Source organism: Paenibacillus sp. tmac-D7 (assembly GCF_006519665.1).
Lineage (GTDB): Bacteria > Bacillota > Bacilli > Paenibacillales > NBRC-103111 > Paenibacillus_G > Paenibacillus_G validus.
Window position 1 is genome coordinate 1 of the sequence record NZ_VIDW01000039.1, and the last position, 20939, is coordinate 20939.

A 20939-nucleotide genomic window follows, 5' to 3' on the forward strand; every position below is an offset into this window, starting at 1 on the left:
TTCGAGCAGGAGCGGCTGGCCGACGGCCGCGCGCATGCGGACCTGCTTCAGCTTGCGGAGGAGCGCCGCGCCGAACTGGCGCAGCTGACCAAGCGCTGGGCGGTCCATGCGCTGTGCAGCCAATTGATCGTGCAGACGAAACGTTTGTTCGAGCACGACAAACAGCCCTTCGTGATGCAAAGGGCTTCACAGGATTTTGCTTTTATAACCGAAGGCCGCTTTGAACGCATGCTTGCTCCGATCGGCGAGCAGCGTGTCATAGCCCAGCGGCAGGACGGACAGCTCGTCGAGACGTCGCGCCTCAGCCGGGGGACGGCCGAGCAAATGTACGTGTGCATTCGCTTCGCGCTCGCCGACGAATATGCGGCGAATGGCGTACGCATGCCGCTCGTTATGGACGATTTGTTCGTCAATTTCGACGACGACCGGCTCGCGCGAAGCTTGGACCTGCTGCAGCGCGTCTCGGAACGGGGGCAGCTTCTGCTGTTCACGTGCCATCGGCATGTGGTTGACGCTTATACCGCGCGCTTTACGGCCGATTCGGTCGTCCGACTAAACCGATAACGCAAGCTGTAAGGCGATCCTATAGAAATAGCGGAACGATGATGAACGATTGCGGCTAGCCGTCCGTGACGGGGAGGCAGCAAGGAAGATCAAAGTTCCGCTACGGTTCGTTGGCTCGGTTAGAAGCTTCTGAATGGATTCGGTTTGAAGCTCTGAATGAGTTCGGTTTGAAGCTAGGAAAGAAGTTTAAGGAGCACAATCCCCGTTAACCCGATCATCAAACCGGCCAATTCGAGCCGGGTGAATTTTTCCTTCAGCACAAAGCGCGCGTACAGCATGACCAGCACGACATTGGCGGCCATCACGGCCGACACGAGCCCGGTCGTCCCGAGCTTGAAGGCAGGCATGGCGAGCATCATGCCGCTGGCGTTCGTGATGCCGACAGTCATGCCCCAGAGCAGCGTCCGGCGCCAAGTCCACGGCTTGGCCGCAGCCGGGCCGGATCCGCTTGAAGCGGCGGACCCATCGGTCCGGTTGACCGGCTCGCCGCCGTCCTTCGCGTCCGTAGACGCATTCCCCTGCGTATCCGCCGCTCCGCGTCCGCTCGCGCCAGCGCTTGCTGCCGCTGTCTCGTTCCGCGCCTGCCGGACCATATCCGCTGCATGTAACGCTTGGCCCCGCTGCCGCAGCCAGATGAAGCAGAACAGAATGCCGCCGGTGGCATACATGACGACCAGGGTCGGGAAGGTCGCAGCGCCCAGCAGCGTCGCCTGCTTGGTGAAAAAATCCGTCAAGCCGAAGAAGAGCATCGTCAGCACACCCCATTGCGCGCCCTGCAGGTTGCGCAGCGACAGGTCATTCGAGTAACGGACCATCAGGAGGCCCGACATAATAACGACAAAGGCCAGGAGCTGCCATACACTCAGGCGTTCTCCCCAGACGGCGAACGCCAACAGCGCGACGACAACCGGCGGAAGGCCGGTAAACATGGCCATGAGCGACATTTTGCCGACGGCAAACCCTTTATACATGGCCGCGTTCGAGATGAACGAGAACAGCCCCATTAACGCTCCCAGCCCTACGGCCGGGGTCCAGGGCGCCCGCAGCGCAAGCGCCGCTGCGAGCGTAATCCATGTGCCCGATAAATACACTCCGAACAACATCAGGTTGCGGTCGAGCGGACGCTTGGACGTCCATTGATATAAAATGCCTCTTAAACCGAAGCAGGCGGCCGCAGCCGCCGCTAGTACAAACCACATGATGCTCCAATCTCCTCCGAAATTGTCTCTGCTCGGGAACCTTGAGTCCCTACTCTTCCTCGTAGATCATCTTTACGGTCATGCCGCCGTCGATCACGAGGTTTTGCCCGGTAATGAAGCCTGCGCTGTCGCCCGCCAAATACAAGCATGCAGCGGCGACGTCCTCGGGCTTGCCGACACGCCCGACCGGGTGCTGCAAGCGGTCCCGCTCGGAATGAACCGGCGTACGGCGCTCGGACGTCTTCTGCCAGTCGGCCGTTTCGATCCAGCCGGGGCTGATCGCGTTGACGCGAATGCCGTAAGGGCCCAAGCTGACCGCCATCGCGTGAGTGAGCGCGAGCAAGCCGCCCTTGGAAGCGGCGTAAGCCTCGGTGTTCGGCTCGGACATCAAGCCGCGCGTCGAAGCCATATGGATGATCGCGCCCGAGCCCTGGCGTTTCATCAGCTTTGCGGCAAGCTGCGAGCAGGCGAAAGCGCCGCGCAAATTAACGCCGAGCACCTCGTCGAACGAGGCGAGCGGCAGCTCCAGCATAGGCGCGTTCCGTGCAATGCCCGCATTGTTGATCAGTACGTCGATATGGCCCAGCTCCGACTCTATCCATGAAAACCATCGCTCGACATCGCTTTCTTTACCCACGTCGACCTGCATGAAGTAGCCTTCATGTCCTCGCTCGCGCAGCTCCTGAATCGCTTCCGCGCCGGCCTCCGGGTCGACATCGGCGATGCACACTTCATAACCCTTGTCTGCGAACGCCAGCGCGATCGCTTTCCCGATACCTTGCGCACCCCCGGTTATTGCGGCTTTTTTCGACATGATCATTCCCTCCAGTTCGCATACCATTGCATTTTTCCCAACATATCGACTACTATTACAATAGCACAAATGAACCGGAGGTGCTTCCTCATATGGAGACGGAGAACCGAACCCCGCGTGAAATGACCTATCAGGTCGGCTGGAAGCGCGGAAAAATCAAGCATTCGCCGGAATGCGGAACGTCGGACGCGCCGCTCGTCCCCGGTCCCCCCCTTCAGCGCTGGAACCAGGCCGTCTTATGGCGCAAAGCCCGTGTACCGGGCGGCAGCGGGCTGCTGCTTGGCGGTTTGTTCGCGCTGCCGGCCGCTTTGTTTGCTTTATTTGTATGGGCGGTTTATGAGCTTGCCCGATATTCATAAATGATCCGCATAGGGGGTGGAACGCATGATGACGTTACTTGCCGTAATCGGCGGCGTGCTAGGGCTTGCCGCGACCGGTTCGGCGTTTCTTTTCATTTGGATGATTTACAGCAAGCCGGCCGACAAGTCGGGGGCCGGCCTTGACCCTCAGCCCGAGGCTGCTGTTCAAGCCGAAGGGGCGCTATCCCCGGAGGCGGTTGGAGACGCGAAGCCTCGTACCGCTGCTTCGCTGTTCAGACAGGCAGCGCCGCAGCTGCTGCAATGGACGTTTTTCGATTATGTGCTGCTTGCGCTGTTCCTGATCGGCAGCTTGTTTCTATTCACGGATTTGGTTGCCGTGCTGCGCGATTCGGCATCATACCCGCCGTATCATTACGGCTATTTGCTGTGCGGCTTCGTCTTTACGTTCGCCGCCGCCTTGATGATGCTGCTTCGGCTGGCGCTCGTCCTGGCACTAGCTCGGGGGGCGCAGCGGCTCGCTGGGGCGGATCATCATCAGCACGAGCCAAACCATGCTGAGCATGCCAAATAACGGATAAAGCGACGAGATCAGCGTTTTGAAGCCGATTTGGCTAATGGCATAGCTGAAGACAAGCACGCCGGGCAGCACAATTTGGTAGGACCAGCGGAAGCGCTGCTCGATCTGCAGACAAAGGCCGTATACATCGGCTAATAAGGTCGTGAATATTTCTCCGTAAATGACGAACAAAAACAGCCACTGAAGGAGTCCTCCTACACGTTGAATAAGTTGTCCCATCGGAATGTCGAACTGCAGAATGCCCGGCATTTGCGAAGACAATGCGAAATGCGCCGCCATCAGCATGAACCCGATCGTCACGCCTCCGAGCACGCCGCCCCAAATGAGCGCCTGACGATCCTTTACTTTCACCCCGAGCGGAACGAGCACCGCCTGAGACATGGTCAAGTTAAAGGCCGCGTACAGAAACGGCGCCATCCAGATGCGCAGCGTCGAATAATCCGATTCGAGCCGCAGCCAGTTGGCGGCACCGGGGGTATCCAGGGCATTCCATACGACCAGGATGCTGAATACGGCCATCAGGGGCACGACAACGGAATTGACTGCCATAATGGCGTCCATTCCCCGGACCAGCAGCACGTAGGCGGCGGTCAGCGTGAAGATGAGTCCGAACTGATAAGGCAGGTCGAGCTGCTCCGAGAATACGGAGCCCGCGCCGGCCAGCATGACCGTACTGACTCCCAATAACGACACCATCGTCAACAAGCTGACGGCGTTGCCGATCCGTTTGCCGAAGAGCACGCGATTCAAATCTTCGTACGATTTGGCGTTCATCGCGCCGGCCATCAGCATCAGCTTGATGCCGAGCCATGTGAACAGCAGGGTGGCAATCCCGATCGTGATCGTTGCCATCCAACCGTATCGGGTGAAAAACTGTAAGATTTCTTGGCCGGAGGCGAATCCGGCACCGACGACGGTGCCGATATAGGTGAAGCTGACCTGCAAGATGCTTCCCCATTTTTTCATAGGGTACGCATAACCTCCTTAGGTAAGGCTTGTTTACTATAACTTATGAAAACAGATGGGTCCTGATGACTGAATTGTCTATTGGGAATTGGACAAGTTTCTGATACAATATTTAATGGCTTGACTCCTTTGAAAAAGGATCGCCGCCGAAATTCGACGCTGGAGCGTGTCATCTTGGAGCATCTGCTGCAATTAATTGAACAATACGGGTATATCGCTCTGTACGGGTTATTGGCGTTGGGGATTGTTGGAATTCCGGTTCCGGACGAAATCCTCATGACGACTGTGGGGACGCTTACAATTGGCAGTGACCCGCTGCTATCGTTCGGACCGTCGCTTATCGTAAGCTTCGGCGGAGCCATGACGGGCATGCTTGTCAGTTATGCGCTCGGCAAGAAAGTCGGCAAGCCGTTTCTGTACCGCTACGGCAAATGGGTGAAGCTTACGCCGGAACGATTGGCGGTCGCCGAGCGTTGGTTTTCCAGGTATGGGCTGTGGGCGGTCGCCTTCGGTTATTACATACCGGGCATTCGGCATTTCACTTGTTATTTATCCGGGGTCAGCAACGTGAACATTTGGCGGTATTTGCTGTTCGCCGGTTCCGGAGCGCTCGTCTGGTGCACATCGTTTCTTACGCTGGGGCATGTGATTGGAAGGAACGCGCCCCGGTTGCTGCATGCGACGCACCATTATATGGGGGTTACGGCGGCGGTTGTTGTCGTCATCGCGCTCTCCGGTTATTTCGTTTACCGGAGATACCGCAAGCGTTCGCCGGTCAGCTCCAAAGCTAAATGAAAAAGCCTTCGACCCGGTAATCCCGGTCTCGAAGGCTTTTTTGGGCCTTGCCGCTGCTTTATTCGGCAAACAGTTTGATAGAATTGATCTTTTGCGTCTTCGGATCGATATCGAGCTTCAAGGTCGCGCCGCTCGCTTTATACGTCATGACATAGTTGGAGCTGGCCGTCGGTTTGCCGAGCGCTTTGCTGATGTCGGCCGCCGGATCGCCAAGCTTCAGCCCGTTCAAGCCTGGATCAACATCGCTGCTGCGGACGTCGATGAAATGCAATTCCTGCTTGGCGTTAAAGCCGATCAGGAAATCGCCGTAATCGTACACCGTCATCGGGTCCGAGTCTTCATCCATCACGAATTCGTTTTTCGGCTTGCCGAATTTGTTCACAATGGCCGAAGCGTTCGTTTTGAGCGTCAAACCGAGCAGCGTCGGTTTCGCTTGCGTATAGGGGCGTTCAATTTCAATTTTCGGCTTCGTGCCGGCGGCGCCGTTATTCCCGCTGCCGGGGTTTGCCGAAGGTTGTTCCGTCTTGTCTTCCGCGCTGGCCAAAGATACTTTCTCATTGGATGGCAGCGGCGTTGCCGGGGCGGGGACGGCGTTATCCGGTGTGCCTGACTCGGCTTCCGGCGCGGGCGCAGGGGAAACCGGCGGCTGTTCCTGCACGGACGGCTGCTTCTGGGGTTCGACCGCGACCGGTTTGGACTGACATCCGGCTGCCAAGGCGGCCAAACATATAACAACGGACAAGAACCCGATGAAGGCTTTCTTTCGTTTCATCATGAACTCCCTTTCCGTGTAACGTATCGGTTGATAACCTTACTAATCATACTCTTTCGCGCCTCCGTTAACAAAGACGAAATTCGTTCAAATAAACGCTAAAAATTTTGAAAACGAACAATTATCATTTTCATATGGATATTCTCGTGCTAAGGAACGTTATTTCTTCCTCTTATTACTCATTTAGACGAATTAAGAAGCAGAAAGTTGCAAGAAATTTTCATTTGCTCATCAAGTGGCACTTGAAACCTGCTTTGCCATTATGATAAGTTTACGAAAAAAGATTGTATATTCGAAGGACGTGGAGCGCATGGAGTTATTGAAGCAAAAAATTCGGGAGGTCGGCATCGTCCTCTCCGATGAAGTCATTAAGCTGGACGCGATCTTGAATCATGCGGTGGATCCGGTGCTGACAACGGCGATGGGCAAGGAGTTCGCCCGATTGTTCCGGGAAGAGCAAGTATCGAAAGTACTGACGATCGAGTCCTCGGGTATTCCGATCGCCTTCGCGGCTGCGCAGGAGCTGAACGTGCCCTTGGTCTTTGCACGCCGCAAGAAGACGTTGAACACCGATACGGAAACGTACTGCGAACGGGTGCCTTCTTTCACGAAAGGCTTTGTCACGGACATTATGGTTTCCAAAGAATTTTTGAACGAGAACGACCGTGTGCTGCTGATCGACGACTTCATCGCTAACGGCGATGCGGCGCGCGGACTTATTCGCATCATTCGCCGGTCGGGCGCGACGCTTGTCGGCGTCGGTATCGCGGTTGAGAAATCGTTCCAGGCGGGGGGCCGGACGATTCGCGAATCCGGCGTCCGGGTCGATTCGCTCGTCCGCATTTCCTCGCTCGCAGACGGGAAGATCGAGTTCGAATAACAACATTTGCATCGCCTGTTTCGAACTAAAAGCCTTCCATCCCGGTAGTTTTTCCTTTATAATGAGGGTAAGCGACCATGAGTAACGCGAATGGCAGTTGTATCTGACTGACTACTTGGGGAGGTGCTACTTGCATGGGGAAAGAAATTCCGAATGATTTTTTCGAGACCAAATTGAATGAGGCGAAGGTGCATTTCGAACGTGCCCTTGATTGTAAACATACGGATTTTGATGATCTGTATCCCTATATGATAGAGCATCCTCAATTTTTTTGGTACAAACGTTACGTAGCTTGGTCTGAACTGTTGACGGTCGTTAAGCTTTGCAAGGAGCTCAATCTGGCTTGGGAAGAGCAATTCACCGAGCAGCAAGTCGATTATATTAACAAGCGTGTGATGTCGAGTAAAGTGCTTGATTATTGGTTCGAAACGAACGATTCTCGGGAGCATGTCGGCTAAAGTAGGACATTCGCTAATATAGAACCTGTATGCCGCTTCTTGAAGCGCAGACAGGTTTTTTCTTTTTACAAGGGCAATCGATCCTTACTTTTATTGTATCCCCCGATTGGTGTATATTTATTATGTTTCGAACCATTCAATTATACGGACTATGCAGATACGGAAGGAGGGGTTGTTTTGATTTCCGATGAGCAGTTGGACCGCTACCGCATCGAAGGAACGTTGCTGAGGATCGTTAGAGATGCCGACCCAGCCAACGATGTGAGAGGCTTCGTCGTAGCCTGGGACGATTCGACCGTCATGATTCGAAAGCGCACCCGGCGCGTCGTCAAGCTGGATCGGGCGTATCATTACGAGCCTTACAGCGAACCGAGAACGAAGCTGTTCGGAGACGAGGAAGAAGAGACGCGATGACCTGGTTCGCAGAAGCTGCGAGGCGGGCACGTTATGCGTATCGCACGAACCGTCCTCATGGGAGGACGCAGCCTAAACCCGGATCGCAGCGGTTGCGCGATTCGTTCGTATGAGCGTCTTCTTTTCCGGGTAACTTAGGGGAAATGAGCAAAGCTCATGCGGAAAGGGGGCGGCGATAGCATGGAACGGAATGCGTCTCTCATTCAATTGGATAACAACTATGTACTGCGCGTGCAGAAGAGGGAGCAAGGGGTACAGGGGGAAGTGGTGCTGGCGGACCGTTCGAACCCGCATCGGGGAACGCATGTATTCAATACTCCGGAGCAAGGGGACGTGCAGGAGCTGGTGGCTTGGTCGCACAAGGCGCTGCAGGCTTACCGGGAAGGATAATTCTCCCTGAAGCGAACGTCAGGAACGGAAAGCGGAAGCCATCAGCAGCAGCCCTAACGCCGCCAGAAGACCTATAGCGACAAACAGCAGACTGCCGATCATGATCAACACGCCCGGGAAAATAAGCGTAACTGCCAGTACTGTACCGAGACCCCAGAGCAACGCTTGCAGCGTCCACTTCAAGACGGTCCACAGCAGAACCGCCAGCAAGACCCCGCCCGCCAGTTGCAGCAGTATGAGCATGGAGATCCCTCCTTTGAAGCCATTATATGGACGTACACGAAAAAGATGCCTTCCATCGGCGGACGAGTCATGATTTCCGAATAAAGCGAATACATCTAGTACCTACAGGATCTAAGGAAACGAACGGTAGGGAGGGGCTGTACGATGAAACAAGGCTCGGCAATCCGCGGAATCGTATTCGGCATCTTGTTTACACTTCCGATATGGGCGTTCATTTTCTGGCTGGTTCGAAAACTTTGGGTTTCTTGAACGGTTGTGGACGGCATCGCAAAAAATATAGATAAACCTGTTGACTTCTATGTGTGAAGATGTTATTATACTTCTTGTCCCCAAGGGGACAGTAATGATTGAGCGTTCGTGGCGGAATTGGCAGACGCGCTAGATTCAGGTTCTAGTGGGGTAACAGCCGTGGAGGTTCGAGTCCTCTCGAGCGCATTAAGCAAAGCAAGGCCCTTAACCGATGGTTGAGGGTCTTGTTTTTTTTTGCGTTCACTAAAGTGGAAGTGCGAATAACAGCGTGTGATTTAGTCTCATCTAATTCGCACGCTGTTTTTAATTTCATTCAAATAAACGTTTGACTGAATATAAAATCGGGATTATCATAACACTATACTCAAACTATTGTTTGATTGATGGAGGTGCTTACATGACTGAAAATGATACATGTGAACGGTATTGTTTTGATGAAGCAACGGTGCAAAGGGTACAAAACTCACTGCAGAAGCAAGATATTTCGGGCATGGCGAACATGTTTAAGGTGCTCGCCGATGAAACGAGAATGAAAGTAGCATTTGCTCTGTGCCAGGAAGATGAGCTGTGCGTTTGTGATGTTGCAAATATCATCGGATCCTCGCTTGCAACGGCATCGCATCATCTGCGAACGTTAAAAAAATTGAACCTGGTCAAATACCGGAAAGAAGGAAAGCTCGCGTTTTACTCTCTGGAAGATGAACATGTGCGGCAGCTCATCAAGCTTGCCTCGACGCATAATCAGGAGTTGATGCCAGTTGGACAATAATACGCAAAATCATGCAGAAGCTAAAAACGTGTATCGCGTTCAAGGGTTTACATGCACAAACTGTGCCGGTATTTTTGAAAAGAACGTAAAAAATCTCCCTGGAGTTCAGGATGCACAAGTCAATTTCGGAGCATCCAAAATAACCGTTGTTGGTAACACGACAGTAGCGGAATTAGAGAAGGCAGGGGCATTTGAAAGCCTGAAAGTGACACCTGAAAAAGAGCATGTCGTCGAAAAGAAAGGGCTGTTTTGGAAAGAAAACTGGAACGTGATTGTCTCTGCTCTGCTGCTTGCTGCCGGTTACATTCTGGGAGAAGATCAGTCGCTTTCGTTTATTTTCTATACGACATCGATTGTCATTGGTGGCTATGAATTATTTATTAAGGGTGTCCAAAATCTCGTCCGGTTTCAGTTTGATATGAACGTGTTAATGACCATTGCGATTTTAGGTGCTGCAGCCATTGGACAGTGGAGCGAAGGGGCGACTGTAGTCATTCTTTTCGCCATCAGCGAAGTATTAGAGCGGTATTCGATGGAGAAAGCTCGTCAATCGATTCGCTCTTTGATGGACATTGCACCAAAGGAAGCATTCATTCGTCGCGGCAGCACTGAGCTGATGGTAAACGTGGATGATATCCAGGTTGGAGATATCCTGATTGTAAAACCTGGGCAAAAGCTTGCCATGGACGGGATTGTCATTAAGGGCTCGTCTAGCGTCAATCAAGCAGCCATCACCGGCGAATCGATTCCGGTTACCAAGACCATCGATGATGAAGTGTTTGCAGGGACGCTTAATGAAGAAGGATTACTGGAAGTAAAAGTAACCAAAACCGTTGAAGATACTACGATTTCGAAAATCATTCACCTGGTGGAAGAGGCACAAGCCGAGCGAGCTCCTTCACAAGCGTTCGTGGACCGGTTCGCGAAATACTACACGCCAGCAATAATGATGGTGGCGCTTGTGATCGCAGTTGTTCCGCCGCTGCTTGGCGGCAGCTGGGGCGAATGGATTTATAGAGCGTTAGCACTTCTTGTTGTTGGCTGCCCGTGTGCTCTTGTTATCTCCACTCCAGTATCGATTGTAACGGCAATCGGTAATGCGGCAAAACGCGGCGTGCTTATCAAAGGTGGTATTCACCTGGAGGAAGCAGGACGGATCTCCGCTGTTGCCTTTGATAAAACAGGAACGCTGACAATAGGCGTGCCGCAAGTAACGGAATTTATCACCTTTGGCGAACATGAACATGAAATGTTAAAAATTTCAGCCATCCTTGAAAAAGGCTCGCAGCATCCTCTAGCTTCTGCGATTTTAAGAAAAGCAGAAGCGGCACAAGTTGACTTTAAAGCCGATGCGGAAGAATTCAGCTCCATTACCGGTAAAGGGGTAAAAGGAAGGATCAATGGACAGCGTTATTACATGGGCAGTCCAAAGCTTTTCGCTGAACTGCACACATCAATGGAAACAGAAGCAAAACGCCAAATCGAAGAGCTGCAAAACCAAGGGAAAACGGTCATGGTCCTTGGAACAGAAGCAAAAATCCTGGCTCTTATCGCGGTTGCCGATGAAGTACGGGAATCAAGCAAAAACGTCATTCAAAAGCTGCATGAGCTTGGCATCAAGAAAACCATCATGCTCACCGGCGATAACAAAGCAACCGCTGATGCTGTCGGCAAGCGTTTGGGCATTGCCGAAGTCAAAGCGGAACTCTTGCCGCAAGATAAATTAGAGTATATTAAAACGCTTCGTTCGCAGTACGTTAATGTCGCTATGGTTGGCGATGGGGTAAACGATGCTCCTGCTCTTGCTGCGTCTACTGTCGGTATTGCGATGGGTGGAGCCGGAACCGATACAGCCCTTGAAACAGCGGATATTGCCTTAATGGGCGATGATTTAAGCAAGCTGCCGTACACCATGAGTCTAAGCAGAAAAACGCTCGCGATCATCAAGCAGAACATAGCGTTCTCACTGTTAATTAAAGTGGTGGCACTGCTATTAATCGTTCCGGGATGGCTTACGCTATGGATGGCGATTTTCGCCGATATGGGGGCAACCTTAATTGTTACACTCAATAGTTTACGATTGTTACAAGTCAAAGATGGTGAACAAAGCTAAGCTAACGGGACACGATGGCGCAATAAAAACAGCGGCAGTCTGGGACTTTGTTTTCGCGTCCTAGTCCGCCGCTGCGCATGCTTAAACGGATCGTACGCTTCATTGTTTTTAAGGCATGAGTATAAGGCTTGGGCTATCCCATATAGGCCATGATCCTAGCATCAATCTTATGCTTCACATTAGACTCAGGGGTTAACTGATACGAACATATATTCGCACTTTCTCTAAAGTAATAAATGTTGCTCGTTGAACTATCGTTCTCCGTTTAGTGCAACCTCCGTGCGATTAGTGTTTATTTATTTGACCATATAGCAGCATACTTCTTACGATATTTGATATCTTCTTCAGATTCTATCCATTGCAAAGCTGTTTGCTTAATTTCTTCATCTTTTAATTCGTCGTACATTTTCTTTAAGCCTACAATGATATCGTACCGAATCAATGTATAATTCTTCTCATCGGAGCATTTTCGAAAGCGATCAACCAAATGAGTTATCACCATCTTTTTTTGTTCCGGGCCAGATTTGGATGGATTGCTTCACATCATCATCTCCCTTCACGAACTGGTACACATTATATCACATTCTATTTTGAGCTAATTCTGCCCGTTCGTTCAATAAAAAAGCACATACGCGATCGCATGTAGTTCTTTATATAGATCCTTAAATTGATCAAAGCAATACTAATCTTGCATCAGTGTGCGCTTGCCTGCTATTTTTGTTACGATAGAAGTTGAAGGAAGAGATTCTACGGCAGAGCGAGGTTGGGAAATTCATGCGCATACGGCAAGCCCATCTAAGGGATGTACCGCAAATCCTTGACATCTATAATGAAGCGATCGCGAACACCGTGGCCACGTTCGATACGGTGCCGCGCACGCTGGAGCAGCAGGAGCAATGGTTCGAGCAGCACGGGGACGCATTCCCGGTGCTGGTGGCGGAGCTGGACGGTATCGTGGCGGGCTGGAGCTCGCTGAACCGGTATTCGGACCGGCTGGCTTATGCGCGAACGAGCGAGCTGTCTTTATACATCCGGGACGGGTACCGCGGGCAAGGGATCGGCAAAGCGCTGCTGGAAGCGGTTCTCGCCCAAGGCAAGCAGGCGGGACTGCATACCGTGCTCTCCCGCATCGAGGAAGGCAACGCGTCGAGCCTGCATCTCCACCGGTTGTTCGGCTTCGACACGGTGGGGACGATGCGCGAGGTCGGTGTGAAATTCGGACGGCTGCTGAATGTCGTGCTGATGCAGAAGATGCTGTGAATGTTTGTTCGGCCAGAGCCTTGGAACGGTTGGGAAAGTAGCGGTGAAAGCGGCTTGACTCGATTTTCACGGGTCGATATAATGGAAAGTATGTGAAGTTTGACGACAGCAACAAAGCAGCGCCCCGTACGGAGGCACCCCGCTCGGGGTGCTTTGTCGTATGCGGGCGTTTGTCGGCAGCGTGCCGCAATCGGGAAAGGGGCTTATACGGATGAATTACAAACTATGGCTGGCCGAGCAGACGGCTTCCAAGCTGGAAGACGTGAGCGTGGAGGCGCTGGCGGAATGGATCGAATATCCGCCGAATCCGCAGATGGGGGATTTGTCGCTGCCGTGCTTCAAGCTGAGCAAGCAGCTGCGCAAAGCGCCGCAGGCGATCGCCGAGGAGCTGCAGCAAGGCTGGGGCGAGCATCCGGCAGTAGAACGGGTGGAAGCCGTTGCCGGTTATTTGAACGTGTTCTTGAATAAAGCGTCGTTCGCAGCGGATGTGGTGAGCGAGGTGTTGGCGCAGGGCGAACGCTTTGGCTCGCAAAATATCGGGGAAGGGCGAAGCGTCGTCATCGACTTCTCGTCTCCGAATATCGCCAAGTCGTTTCATATCGGGCACCTGCGTTCGACGGTGATCGGGCGGGCGTTGTACAATATTTTCAAATTTCTCGGCTACAACAGCGTCGGCGTCAACCACTTGGGCGACTGGGGGACGCAGTTCGGCAAGCTGATCGTGGCTTACAAGCTGTGGGGAGACGAGGCAGCGGTGGAAGCCGGCGGCATCGACGAGCTGCAGCGCCTCTACGTCAAGTTCCACGACGAAGCGGACGTGAAGCCGGAGCTGGAGGACGAAGCGCGCGCCTGGTTCGTGAAGCTGGAGCAGGGCGACGAAGAAGCGCACAAGCTGTGGCGCTGGTTCGTGGAAATCAGCTTGAAGGAATTCCACAAGATGTACGATCTGCTCGGCGTCAAGTTCGATTCGTACGCGGGCGAGAGCTTCTATAACGACAAGATGGCGGCTGTGCTCGAGGAGCTCAAGACGAAACAGCTGCTCGAGGAAGACGATGGCGCGCTGCTCGTGAAGCTGGAAGATTACAATATGCCTCCGGCGTTGATGGTGAAGAAGGACGGCGGAACACTGTACCATACGCGCGACGTTACGGCGGCGATTTATCGCAAGCACACGTACGATTTCGAGAAGGCCGTATACGTGACGGATGCCGGGCAAAGCCTGCACTTCCAGCAATGGTTCAAGGTGATCGAGCTGATGGGTTATGACTGGGCGAAGCAGCTCGTCCACGTGCCGTTCGGCAAAGTCAGCCTGGAAGGCGCGAAGCTGTCGACGCGCAAGGGCAATGTCATCAACCTGGAAGAGCTGTTGACCAAGGCGATCGAGAAAACGCGCGAAATCATCGAAGAGAAAAATCCGGAGCTCGAGAACAAGGAAGAAGTTGCGAGTCAAGTCGGGGTCGGCGCGGTTGTGTTCAACGATTTGTCGAACAACCGGATCAAGGACATCGTCTTCTCGTGGGACGAGGCGCTTAACTTTGAAGGCGAAACCGGGCCCTACGTGCAGTACGCCCATGCCCGCGCCTGCAGCATCCTGCGCAGAGCGGGTGCGGTCGATACGGCGTCGGCGAAGCTGGAGCTGTTGACGGAACCGGCGGAGCAGGGTCTCGTTCGCGAGCTGCACCTGTTCAAGGAACGGGTCGTTCAGGCGATGGACAAGCTGGAGCCTTCGATCATCAGCCGGTATTTAATCGATCTGGCGCAGGTTTTCAACCGTTTCTATAAGGAGTGTCCGATTCTGAAAGCGGATGTGAACGCGGACGTGCAGGCGGCGCGTCTGGCGCTGACGAAAGCGACGACCGTGGCTCTGACGAACGGGCTCGCTTTGATCGGCTTGGACGCGCCGGAGAAAATGTAAGGATTGTGAAAATGTAAAGACCGTCGTGAGAGTGGAAAAGCGGGGCTAGTGCGCGTGAGTGGAGGCGCATCGCAGCTCCGCTTTTTTTTGTTGGAGCGCTTCCGTGTCAACGAAACGGCAAACACCCGTCCACCGGGTGCCTTCACGATAAGGTGCGGCGAACGGGAACGGGTGTTTGCCCGCATGCATCGTTTCATGCAGGACGTCATAGATTTAGCGGCCGCGGTGTTTCGCCTTGGCTTTCTGAACGGCGATCTCGCGCTTGCGTGCCTTGTCGGCTTCCTTCTGCTCGCGGGAGGCGACTTTGCGTGTCTTCTTGCGGTGCTCCAGCTCAGCCATTAACGCTGCTTTGGCCAAATCGCGAATGCCTTGACGCTCCATCTCTTTCGCAGCCTCGCGCGCAAGCCGTTTCGGATTGATGCGTCCGCGCTCCGTAAATATTGGCGCCTCCACACTGGAGGCGGTTCTGCGGAAGAGCCGCGGCAGCGCGGCGTTAATAAACTCAAGCACCTCCGCTTCGTGCGGTTCCGCGCCGAAGACGTGTCGGCACGCTTTATATCGACCGTCCGCTTCTTCCTCCGCTACACCTACCCAAAATTCGCCATCCCGATAAACCGTAAGCTGCATGACGTTCCCCTCCTTTGGAATACAGGAGCGAGGGACATCCCGAGGGGGAAGGCTACGACACGGAAACAGCCGCTTCCCGGGGCCGGGACGGGCGGGGGTTCCGTGCATCCGGACTACCGACCGGACCGTGTTTTTACGCTTCTGGCGTTATTATAAGTCGGTTTTCGGGTTTGCGGCAACCCCCCGGTGCGCATACTGATGAGGAAAGGAGAGAGGTGCGCATGGTCAAGGGCGACGAGCTCGCGAAATATGTGATCGAACGGGTCGTGAGGTACATGGAAACGCCGAAGGAAGTGCGTAAGCAGGCGCGCGCCGGGCGGAAAGAATTAAAAGAGCATTGGGAGGTTCGATGGTTCGGCATGCTGCCGCTCGCGCTGCGGATGTGGTCGGGGCGTTGGGGGCGGCGTAAAGAAAAGGAACGGTGAGCCGCTTTGATCCGCAAAAAAAAAGGAAAAGCTTCTTGTTCCCGAAAGCATGGGCGCGTTCTGGAAGAACGGCTGCTGCCGACGGCAACGCAGGAAGCTTTTCGATATATAGGGAAGAGAGGAGAAAAACCGTAGGTTAAGGGTAAAAACGGCCCAGACGCGCTAACGCATCCAGTGGAATGAACCGGTCGCCGTCCTGCGCGACCTGTACGAACGAATCGCCGCCGGACCAAAGCTGGTAGCCGGCTACGGCGAGCGGCACAGTGACGGAGCCGTTATACAGCTCGGCCGCAAAAACCGGCGGCTGCCCGGCCTCGATCCGCTCGCGGACCCGGGGGAAACTGCCGTCTGCAGCCTGTTCGCCGCGCACCCAAGGCAAGGTGCCGTAAGGATCGTGAGGCGTTGTTTCTCCGGTTTCTATTATTGTATGCGACGAATCAAGTTTCGTGAACGTTTTCATGGTGGAAGAAGACATGTTTTCTCCGGGGGAGGGCAGATCCGATTCGGCTATTGGCAGCTCCTCGCCCGTCTTGGCGTCGAGGTACCAAATCCGGTCCGCGTTCTCGACGGACACCTTCCAAACGGCCTGCAGCGGATTCCAATATAAACGCTCGGCATGATAAGGATATTCGATAAGTTCAAGCCGTACCAGACTTTGGTACAGCGTGTTTGCGCTGAAAAGCGGGAAGCTGCCTTTACCGTACTCGGTCAGAAGGTATTGGCCGGATTCGTCGGCATGCACGACCAGATAGCCGATTTCTTGTCCTCCGGAACGGACCAGGATGATCCATCCGTGCGTTCCGGGCCCGAGCGGCTGGCTTGTCCACTCGGCCTGCGGCCAGGTATCGAAGCCGGGCTGTTCGGCAAGCTGCGAGATAAAGCGGTTGACCGCTTCCCGCAGTTCGGGAGCGGGGACGCCGGTCGGCAAGGTCCGCGCGCCGACAGCCTGCTTGAGTGCGGCAGCGGGCAATTCGTCCTGCCGGGCATGAACGGAAACGGTTTCGGGCGCCGGCCCGAAGGCCAGCAGGCTTGTCCCGATCAGCAAGGCCGAGAGCAGAATCGTTAGCTTCTTCATATCATTCACCTGCTTCGCGTGGAGTCGGTGCATCGTTCCTGTGCGCCGCAAGAGCGAATATGCTCTTATTGTACAAGTTATGCCGGGAAAAGTTTGTTAGAACCTGTAGATACGTAGAAAATACTTTTCCTGCAAAAACGCTAGCTTTCGCGCGCGTTCGTCAGGAGAGTCTCCCGTTCGCAGCGGGGACGTGGAACAATCCGCAATTGATGGCGGATATTTGGACGCGTGGCCGATACTGCCATTCCACTTCTTGCGTGCGATTCGCATACTGCGCCTCGATCTCCGGGCGCGCTTCGGGCTCCGCCGTCGGCAGCATCGGCTCGTAGTAATCGCGAACGCGCGCGTGTTCTTCGGCGAGACGGAGGCGGGCCTCCTCGGCCCAGCGGTGATCGTAGGCGGCCAGCTTCGCTTCCATGTACTGCTCCAGGAACAGGACGGCGCGCGGCAGCGTAATCTTGTCCGGCGTCACGTACACATGAGCGGGGAGACGCGGCGTCAGCTTGCGGGCGGCGATCCATTCCTGGAACTGCTCGCGGATTTCGCCCGTTTGCAGCTGGATGCCGATCGAATGAATTTCGCTGCGCTTCATGTCGCTCGTCAGCTCGACCTTGTAGTTGACGGCGAGCCACGTTTCGTACGGGATCGTTTGCGTATGCCGCGGCTCCGGAGGCACGTAGGCCTCGAACAGCCGTACGAACTTCCCTTTGGCGCGCACCGCGGCGAAAATTTGCTCCAGCCGGCGGCTGCCGTACGTCACCTCGTCGCGCGGCACTCGTGCGGTGAACGCCGTTGGCACGAAGCCGAAGTAACGGCCGAGAATGCTGTCGCCCTGCGGCTGCGGAAGCGGCGGCGCAGCCTGGCCGTTCGCGGCGGCAGAGCTTGGGCTGCCTGCGGCTGCACCGGTTGTGCCGCCCGCAGGCGCGCCCGCCCCGGCCATCCCCGGCGGCGCGGCGGTGCTGATGCCGGGCTGCTGCACCTGAGGATGGAGCTCGCGGTATGCGTCAGGGTCGAAAATAAAGGTGCATGTCATCGTCTCCGGCGTTACCCCGGTGCGTTCGACGAAGCTCCAATAATACGGCCGGTGGCTTAAATCCCGATCGGCCGACGGCGACAGCTTCACCGTGACGTAAGCGGGATGCTTCTCCATAATTTCGCACTGCTCGGCTTCGAGGTAGCGGAGGACGAACGATTGAATTTGCTGCGCGTTCATCGTCATCCCTGCACCTCCTCGCCGCCTGCGGCGGAATGCGGAGAAATGGTTTGGCCGACTGCGTTCAGCAGCGACGACAGCCGTTCGCCGTCCTGCGCCTCGGCCTGCACTTCGCTGCGCAGCTGTGTGAACGATTGGCCGAGGTCGTCGATTTGCCGGCGGATGTCGTCTTGGCTGCGTGAAGACAGGATCATTTTCGCCAGATGCGATTCCAGGGAAGTGGTCTTCTCCAGTCGCTCCAGAATCGTATCCAGCCCGCCGATGACGAGCTCGAACATGTTGATCTTCTCGTGCAGCAGCGAAAGGATGTGCTCCTCGATCGTACCTGTTGTCGACAGGTTATATATTTTCACGTCCTGCTGCTGTCCTAACCGGTGTACCCGGCCGATCCGCTGCTCGACGCGCATCGGGTTCCACGGCAAATCGAAGTTGATCATATGGTGGCAAAACTGCAGGTTGATGCCTTCGCCCCCGGCTTCGGTCGCAATCAGCACTTGCGCGCGGTTGCGGAACAGATCCATCATCCAATCCTTCTTGCCCCGGTTCATTCCTCCGCGATACGGGACGGCGGTAATTTTGCGGTCCTTCAAATATTGCAGCAGATACTCCTGCGAAGCGCGGTATTCGGTGAAAATAATGACCTTGTCCTGAATCGACTCGATCAGCTCGAGCACTTTCTCCGCCTTCGTGTTTGCTTTGATGCTGCGAATGAGCTCGACCAGCGCCCAGATACGTGGGCGGATCGGCGAGTCTTCTTCCGTCTTCTTAAACATATTGACCAGTGTAATAAACACGGCGTCGCGGCTTGAACACACTTCGCGCTGCAGTGTAACGAGCGAGAGGATGCTGCTGAGATCGCCGCCGGACTCCTCATAACGTCCTTTGACGAAGTCGGTGACGCCGTCGTACAGCGCCTGCTCCTCCGCGGAGAGCTGAAGCGGGATGTTGCGCACCACGCGCTTCGTGAACGAGACGTTGCCGTCGCTGCGCCGGTTGCGGATCATCACTTTACTAAGCTCCTGCTGCAGCTGACCTTCGTTCTTCGGCACCCGCTTGTCGACGACAAAGTTCGCTTGAAAGCTCGATTGTCCGCCGAGCTGCCCCGGCTTCAGCAGCGTGATCAGGTTGTACAGCTCCTTGAGATCGTTCTGCACCGGGGTGGCGGTCAGCAGCAGGCAATATTTTTTGCGCAGCTCGATGACGAACTGGTAATTGGTCGTTTTTTTGTTTTTCAGCTTATGCGCCTCGTCGATGATCAGCATGTCGTATTCTTGCTCCATCACGATACTGCGGTGCGGGTCGCGTTTCGCGGTATCCATCGAGGCGACGATAATGTCGTTCTGCGCCCACATATATTCCTTCTTCTGCGCGACGGCGGGGATGCCGAACTTCTGATTCAGCTCGCGGACCCACTGCAGCACGAGGGAAGCGGGGACGAGAATGAGCACCTTTTTGATCAAACCCCGAATCAAGTATTCCTTCAAAATAAGACCGGCCTCGATCGTCTTCCCGAGACCGACCTCGTCGGCGAGAATGGCGCGACCGCGCATTTCGGTGAGCACCTTCCTGGCCGTATCGATCTGATGCTCCATCGGCACGAGATTGGGCAGATGCGTCAGGCACAGAAGCTCGTCGAACGACCGGATTAAGCCGGAGCGCTCGGCTTCGATTGCCAGCCGGAACATCGTCCAATCGTCCCATGGGCCGTTACGCTGCGCCCGGGCATGCAGCTCCTCGAACCAATCCCGTTCAAAATGCAGCTCGACATGCTCGTTCAACGGCCGCACGTGTTCTTTTCGTTCGGTAGGTTGCATGAGGGTTTTTCGCTCCTTTTTCATCGGCACGATGCTAGAGATCGGTTAAAAAGCTGCATCGGTTCTGGTAGCCGAGCTTTTTAACCAGGCAAGCCAGAGTTAATTTTTAGTATGCACGAAAGGGCGGGCTTTCAAACGGCGTTCGAATGCATTATGATGAAGGGAAGCGCACTTTCGGGGCGCAGATCCTATATATAAGCTGGTGATGGGGAATGGTTGAAGAGTGGCGGTTCATTCGGTCGGGGCATGGGGCTCCGGCCTACAATATGGCGGTCGACGAGGCGATTTTGACGGCGCACAGCGAAGGGAAGGTGCCGCCGACGGTGCGGTTCTACGGCTGGTCGCCGGCGACGCTGTCGATCGGATACTTTCAGAAGGCGAAGGATGAAGTCGATTTCGCAGCGGTGGAACGTGCGGGGCTCGGCTTCGTCCGGCGGGCGACCGGGGGACGGGCGGTGCTTCATGATCAGGAGCTGACCTACAGTATCATCGTCTCCGAGGACTATCCGGGCATTCCGGGCAGCGTGACGGAGGCGTACCGGGTGCTCAGCCACGGGCTGCTGCTCGGGTTCCGCCGTTTGGGGCTGGAAGCCGATATGGTGCAGCTGGCAAGCGAGGACGACCAGCAGAAGTACGCGTCCATGGGCTCGGCGGCTTGTTTCGATTCTCCTTCGTGGTACGAGCTGGTCGTGGAGGGCCGGAAAGTGGCGGGCAGCGCGCAAACGCGGGCGAAAGGCGTCGTGCTGCAGCACGGCTCGATCCTGCTCGATCTGGACGCGGATGCGCTGTTCGATTTGCTGCTGTTCTCCAGCGATAAGGTGAAGGATCGGATGAAACAGCAATTCCTCCGCAAAGCGGTGGCCATCAACGATTTGATGCGGGATGCCGGACGAGACGCCGTCGGGCTTGAGGCTGTGGACGAGGCGTTCGCCGCCGGCATCGCCGAAGGGCTTGGCATCCGGCTCGTGGAAGGCGAGCTGACCTTGTACGAGCGCGAGCTGGCGCAGCAGCTGGTGAAGGAGAAGTACGATAACCGTGAATGGAATTTGCGGAGATAACGGATCTTGAATGGGAAAACTCTGTACCG

At 55.0% G+C, this 20939-nt stretch carries 24 protein-coding genes and 1 tRNA gene; 15 read left to right on the forward strand and 10 right to left on the reverse strand.

What is annotated here, in order from left to right:
- The coding region (locus FKP33_RS27285) for an ATP-binding protein (protein WP_373423933.1) at positions 1 to 564 on the forward strand (564 nt) is incomplete at its 5' end.
- Positions 565 to 737: 173 nt separating this feature from the next.
- Here FKP33_RS27285 and FKP33_RS20920 read toward each other — a convergent pair.
- A complete protein-coding gene (locus tag FKP33_RS20920; RefSeq protein WP_141336277.1) occupies positions 738 to 1763 on the reverse strand; it encodes an EamA family transporter in 1026 nt (341 codons plus the stop codon).
- Positions 1764 to 1812: 49 nt separating this feature from the next.
- Positions 1813 to 2577, reverse strand: a complete 765-nt coding sequence (locus FKP33_RS20925; RefSeq protein WP_141336278.1) for an SDR family NAD(P)-dependent oxidoreductase — start codon at positions 2575 to 2577, stop codon at positions 1813 to 1815.
- A gap of 92 nt (positions 2578 to 2669) precedes the next feature.
- Between FKP33_RS20925 and FKP33_RS20930 the strand changes: the two genes are divergently transcribed.
- Positions 2670 to 2936, forward strand: coding sequence for a hypothetical protein (locus FKP33_RS20930; protein ID WP_054798490.1), 267 nt, complete (start codon positions 2670 to 2672; stop codon positions 2934 to 2936).
- A gap of 25 nt (positions 2937 to 2961) precedes the next feature.
- On the forward strand, positions 2962 to 3468 hold the full coding sequence (locus tag FKP33_RS20935) for a hypothetical protein (protein WP_127609606.1): 507 nt from the start codon (positions 2962 to 2964) through the stop codon (positions 3466 to 3468).
- On the opposite strand, the gene FKP33_RS20940 is transcribed toward FKP33_RS20935, so the two are convergent.
- Positions 3391 to 4440: a YkvI family membrane protein gene (locus tag FKP33_RS20940; RefSeq protein WP_127609604.1), complete on the reverse strand. Its 1050-nt coding sequence runs from the start codon at positions 4438 to 4440 to the stop codon at positions 3391 to 3393. The two genes, FKP33_RS20935 and FKP33_RS20940, sit on opposite strands and share 78 nt — an antisense overlap.
- 174 nt (positions 4441 to 4614) lie before the next feature.
- Here FKP33_RS20940 and FKP33_RS20945 point away from each other — a divergent pair, with 174 nt between their 5' ends.
- Complete coding sequence (locus FKP33_RS20945) at positions 4615 to 5235, forward strand: DedA family protein (RefSeq protein ID WP_054798493.1); 621 nt, start codon at positions 4615 to 4617, stop codon at positions 5233 to 5235.
- Between the two features lie 58 nt (positions 5236 to 5293).
- On the opposite strand, the gene FKP33_RS20950 is transcribed toward FKP33_RS20945, so the two are convergent.
- Positions 5294 to 6010: a DUF4309 domain-containing protein gene (locus tag FKP33_RS20950; protein ID WP_258313510.1), complete on the reverse strand. Its 717-nt coding sequence runs from the start codon at positions 6008 to 6010 to the stop codon at positions 5294 to 5296.
- A 307-nt stretch (positions 6011 to 6317) separates the two neighbouring features.
- Between FKP33_RS20950 and FKP33_RS20955 the strand changes: the two genes are divergently transcribed.
- The 4 genes from FKP33_RS20955 (at position 6318) to FKP33_RS20970 (ending at position 8149) form a co-directional block, all read left to right on the forward strand.
- Positions 6318 to 6887: a xanthine phosphoribosyltransferase gene (locus FKP33_RS20955; RefSeq protein ID WP_127609600.1), complete on the forward strand. Its 570-nt coding sequence runs from the start codon at positions 6318 to 6320 to the stop codon at positions 6885 to 6887.
- A 134-nt stretch (positions 6888 to 7021) separates the two neighbouring features.
- Positions 7022 to 7345, forward strand: coding sequence for a hypothetical protein (locus tag FKP33_RS20960; RefSeq protein WP_141336279.1), 324 nt, complete (start codon positions 7022 to 7024; stop codon positions 7343 to 7345).
- Positions 7346 to 7522: 177 nt separating this feature from the next.
- On the forward strand, positions 7523 to 7759 hold the full coding sequence (locus tag FKP33_RS20965) for a hypothetical protein (RefSeq protein WP_054798495.1): 237 nt from the start codon (positions 7523 to 7525) through the stop codon (positions 7757 to 7759).
- 180 nt (positions 7760 to 7939) lie between these two features.
- Positions 7940 to 8149 carry a hypothetical protein gene (locus FKP33_RS20970; RefSeq protein ID WP_141336280.1) on the forward strand — a complete coding sequence of 70 codons (210 nt, stop codon included), beginning with the start codon at positions 7940 to 7942 and terminating at the stop codon, positions 8147 to 8149.
- Positions 8150 to 8167: 18 nt separating this feature from the next.
- On the opposite strand, the gene FKP33_RS20975 is transcribed toward FKP33_RS20970, so the two are convergent.
- Complete coding sequence (locus tag FKP33_RS20975; protein WP_141336281.1) at positions 8168 to 8392, reverse strand: hypothetical protein; 225 nt, start codon at positions 8390 to 8392, stop codon at positions 8168 to 8170.
- Positions 8393 to 8743: 351 nt separating this feature from the next.
- Between FKP33_RS20975 and FKP33_RS20980 the strand changes: the two genes are divergently transcribed.
- The 3 genes from FKP33_RS20980 to FKP33_RS20990 all read left to right on the forward strand — a co-directional run bounded on the left by FKP33_RS20980 (position 8744) and on the right by FKP33_RS20990 (position 11523).
- A tRNA-Leu gene (locus FKP33_RS20980) sits at positions 8744 to 8827 on the forward strand.
- A gap of 211 nt (positions 8828 to 9038) precedes the next feature.
- Entirely contained in the window at positions 9039 to 9410 is a 372-nt protein-coding gene (locus tag FKP33_RS20985; RefSeq protein ID WP_127609592.1) for an ArsR/SmtB family transcription factor, read from the forward strand.
- Positions 9400 to 11523: a heavy metal translocating P-type ATPase gene (locus FKP33_RS20990; RefSeq protein WP_141336282.1), complete on the forward strand. Its 2124-nt coding sequence runs from the start codon at positions 9400 to 9402 to the stop codon at positions 11521 to 11523. The genes FKP33_RS20985 and FKP33_RS20990 overlap by 11 nt, the downstream gene beginning before the upstream one ends.
- A gap of 292 nt (positions 11524 to 11815) precedes the next feature.
- Here FKP33_RS20990 and FKP33_RS27800 read toward each other — a convergent pair whose 3' ends face one another.
- Positions 11816 to 11965 carry a hypothetical protein gene (locus tag FKP33_RS27800; protein WP_230876321.1) on the reverse strand — a complete coding sequence of 50 codons (150 nt, stop codon included), beginning with the start codon at positions 11963 to 11965 and terminating at the stop codon, positions 11816 to 11818.
- Positions 11966 to 12297: 332 nt separating this feature from the next.
- Here FKP33_RS27800 and FKP33_RS21000 point away from each other — a divergent pair, with 332 nt between their 5' ends.
- Together FKP33_RS21000 and argS are read left to right on the forward strand one after the other, a co-directional pair.
- The gene (locus tag FKP33_RS21000) at positions 12298 to 12783 is read left to right on the forward strand and encodes a GNAT family N-acetyltransferase (protein WP_054798603.1); all 486 of its coding nucleotides are present in this window, start codon (positions 12298 to 12300) and stop codon (positions 12781 to 12783) included.
- Positions 12784 to 12994: 211 nt separating this feature from the next.
- Positions 12995 to 14698: an arginine--tRNA ligase gene (gene argS, locus FKP33_RS21005; protein ID WP_141336283.1), complete on the forward strand. Its 1704-nt coding sequence runs from the start codon at positions 12995 to 12997 to the stop codon at positions 14696 to 14698.
- A gap of 213 nt (positions 14699 to 14911) precedes the next feature.
- On the opposite strand, the gene FKP33_RS21010 is transcribed toward argS, so the two are convergent.
- Entirely contained in the window at positions 14912 to 15325 is a 414-nt protein-coding gene (locus FKP33_RS21010; protein WP_141336284.1) for a YjdF family protein, read from the reverse strand.
- Positions 15326 to 15546: 221 nt separating this feature from the next.
- Here FKP33_RS21010 and FKP33_RS21015 point away from each other — a divergent pair, with 221 nt between their 5' ends.
- Positions 15547 to 15750, forward strand: a complete 204-nt coding sequence (locus tag FKP33_RS21015) for a YqzE family protein (protein ID WP_054800490.1) — start codon at positions 15547 to 15549, stop codon at positions 15748 to 15750.
- A gap of 136 nt (positions 15751 to 15886) precedes the next feature.
- Here FKP33_RS21015 and FKP33_RS21020 read toward each other — a convergent pair whose 3' ends face one another.
- From FKP33_RS21020 to FKP33_RS21030, 3 genes are all read right to left on the reverse strand, one after another.
- Positions 15887 to 16825 (reverse strand): hypothetical protein, encoded by a 939-nt coding sequence (locus FKP33_RS21020; RefSeq protein WP_141336285.1) that lies wholly within the window; start codon positions 16823 to 16825, stop codon positions 15887 to 15889.
- 160 nt (positions 16826 to 16985) lie between these two features.
- On the reverse strand, positions 16986 to 18044 hold the full coding sequence (locus tag FKP33_RS21025) for a YqhG family protein (RefSeq protein WP_306439378.1): 1059 nt from the start codon (positions 18042 to 18044) through the stop codon (positions 16986 to 16988).
- Positions 18041 to 19852: a DEAD/DEAH box helicase gene (locus FKP33_RS21030; protein WP_127609586.1), complete on the reverse strand. Its 1812-nt coding sequence runs from the start codon at positions 19850 to 19852 to the stop codon at positions 18041 to 18043. Before FKP33_RS21030 ends, FKP33_RS21025 begins: the two co-directional genes overlap by 4 nt.
- A 212-nt stretch (positions 19853 to 20064) precedes the next feature.
- Between FKP33_RS21030 and FKP33_RS21035 the strand changes: the two genes are divergently transcribed.
- Entirely contained in the window at positions 20065 to 20910 is an 846-nt protein-coding gene (locus tag FKP33_RS21035; protein WP_054798160.1) for a lipoate--protein ligase family protein, read from the forward strand.
- Positions 20911 to 20939: the final 29 nt, after the last annotated feature.

What these genes read in the sequence shown, in the direction of transcription:
- FKP33_RS21030 (WP_127609586.1), bottom strand. Translation starts at nt 19,852, where the DNA reads ATGCAACCTACCGAACGAAAAGAACACGTGCGGCCGTTGAACGAGCAT.
- FKP33_RS21010 (WP_141336284.1), bottom strand. Translation starts at nt 15,325, where the DNA reads ATGCAGCTTACGGTTTATCGGGATGGCGAATTTTGGGTAGGTGTAGCG.
- FKP33_RS20970 (WP_141336280.1), top strand. Translation starts at nt 7,940, where the DNA reads ATGGAACGGAATGCGTCTCTCATTCAATTGGATAACAACTATGTACTG.
- FKP33_RS21025 (WP_306439378.1), bottom strand. Translation starts at nt 18,044, where the DNA reads ATGACGATGAACGCGCAGCAAATTCAATCGTTCGTCCTCCGCTACCTC.
- FKP33_RS21000 (WP_054798603.1), top strand. Translation starts at nt 12,298, where the DNA reads ATGCGCATACGGCAAGCCCATCTAAGGGATGTACCGCAAATCCTTGAC.
- FKP33_RS20975 (WP_141336281.1), bottom strand. Translation starts at nt 8,392, where the DNA reads ATGCTCATACTGCTGCAACTGGCGGGCGGGGTCTTGCTGGCGGTTCTG.
- FKP33_RS21035 (WP_054798160.1), top strand. Translation starts at nt 20,065, where the DNA reads ATGGTTGAAGAGTGGCGGTTCATTCGGTCGGGGCATGGGGCTCCGGCC.
- FKP33_RS21020 (WP_141336285.1), bottom strand. Translation starts at nt 16,825, where the DNA reads ATGAAGAAGCTAACGATTCTGCTCTCGGCCTTGCTGATCGGGACAAGC.
- FKP33_RS20940 (WP_127609604.1), bottom strand. Translation starts at nt 4,440, where the DNA reads ATGAAAAAATGGGGAAGCATCTTGCAGGTCAGCTTCACCTATATCGGC.
- FKP33_RS20960 (WP_141336279.1), top strand. Translation starts at nt 7,022, where the DNA reads ATGGGGAAAGAAATTCCGAATGATTTTTTCGAGACCAAATTGAATGAG.
- FKP33_RS20955 (WP_127609600.1), top strand. Translation starts at nt 6,318, where the DNA reads ATGGAGTTATTGAAGCAAAAAATTCGGGAGGTCGGCATCGTCCTCTCC.
- FKP33_RS20985 (WP_127609592.1), top strand. Translation starts at nt 9,039, where the DNA reads ATGACTGAAAATGATACATGTGAACGGTATTGTTTTGATGAAGCAACG.
- argS (WP_141336283.1), top strand. Translation starts at nt 12,995, where the DNA reads ATGAATTACAAACTATGGCTGGCCGAGCAGACGGCTTCCAAGCTGGAA.
- FKP33_RS20925 (WP_141336278.1), bottom strand. Translation starts at nt 2,577, where the DNA reads ATGTCGAAAAAAGCCGCAATAACCGGGGGTGCGCAAGGTATCGGGAAA.
- FKP33_RS21015 (WP_054800490.1), top strand. Translation starts at nt 15,547, where the DNA reads ATGGTCAAGGGCGACGAGCTCGCGAAATATGTGATCGAACGGGTCGTG.
- FKP33_RS20920 (WP_141336277.1), bottom strand. Translation starts at nt 1,763, where the DNA reads ATGTGGTTTGTACTAGCGGCGGCTGCGGCCGCCTGCTTCGGTTTAAGA.
- FKP33_RS20935 (WP_127609606.1), top strand. Translation starts at nt 2,962, where the DNA reads ATGATGACGTTACTTGCCGTAATCGGCGGCGTGCTAGGGCTTGCCGCG.
- FKP33_RS20950 (WP_258313510.1), bottom strand. Translation starts at nt 6,010, where the DNA reads ATGATGAAACGAAAGAAAGCCTTCATCGGGTTCTTGTCCGTTGTTATA.
- FKP33_RS20930 (WP_054798490.1), top strand. Translation starts at nt 2,670, where the DNA reads ATGGAGACGGAGAACCGAACCCCGCGTGAAATGACCTATCAGGTCGGC.